This is a genomic window from Alloprevotella sp. oral taxon 473 str. F0040 (assembly GCF_000318095.2).
Taxonomy (GTDB): Bacteria; Bacteroidota; Bacteroidia; order Bacteroidales; family Bacteroidaceae; genus Alloprevotella.
The window spans coordinates 1-1,042 of the sequence record NZ_KB290715.1; the positions used below are offsets into that span (position 1 = coordinate 1).

The window sequence follows — 1,042 nt, forward strand, 5'->3', positions numbered from 1 at the left end:
CGGCTTCACGCCCACGACACCCGTCGATAGAGACTGCAGCGTGCCCGTCACCGTCACCGAGGAGGATTACTACGAAATCGCATCGGCGGCCGACTGGAAAACGTTTTGCAACCTCATCAACAGCGCCGAACAACCCTCAGTCGATACCAAGCTAAAGAATGACATTGACCTCGGCACGGAAATCAATACAGTGGGCAACTCTATCGAGCAGTACAAGGGCACGTTCGACGGACAGGGGCACACCATCACGATCGATTGGAACGCTCACGGCACTGATACCTACGTCGCGCTGTTCCCCTTTTTAGTTGATGCCACCATCAAGAACCTGCGCGTAACAGGGAAGATGACGTCCGACAGCCAGCCTTTGAGCGTATTTTCTCTCGCTGCGCGTGGCACCACCACCTACGAACACTGCATTAGCGATGTGAAAATCACCAGCGGCAACAAGAGCAGCTCCTACTGCGCCGCAGGAATGGTGCTCTCGGCATACCCTGAAAGCAAAATCACCTTTAACGACTGCATCGTGGCCGGCGACATCAACGGCACCGTAGACAACAGCCAGCAGAACATGGGCGGCTTCGTATCTGCTCAAGCTGACGACGCCACCTGTACCTTCAACAACTGCCTCTACACCGGCACGAACAACGCCAAGGGCGGCTACGCCTTCGCGCCGAAGCCCACGCTCAACAACTGCTACTACGTGAACGCCTTTGCCAACGTGCAAGGCACGCCGACGACCGCCGAGCAGCTTGCAAGTGGCTACGTGGCCTGGATGCTGCAGAGCGGGCGCGCCGAAAACGTGTGGGGACAGACGCTCGGCACCGACGCCACGCCGCTGCCCACCGACAAGGCCGACAAGCGCATCTATCGGGTGCAGTTCACCCACAACGGGCAAGTCAAGACCGCCAGCTACGCCAACAGCGGCAAGACCGTCGAGCTGCCCACAGCAGAGGAACTCCTCGGTGCGGGCTACAACCCTCATCATTATTATGCCATCGCCTTTGAGGGCGGCTTCACGCCCACGACACCCGTCGATAGAGAC

At 58.6% G+C, this 1,042-nt stretch carries 1 pseudogene; it reads left to right on the top strand.

What is annotated here, in order from left to right:
* Positions 1–1,042: pseudogene (locus HMPREF9999_RS10580) on the top strand (peptidase M26); the annotation flags it as partial.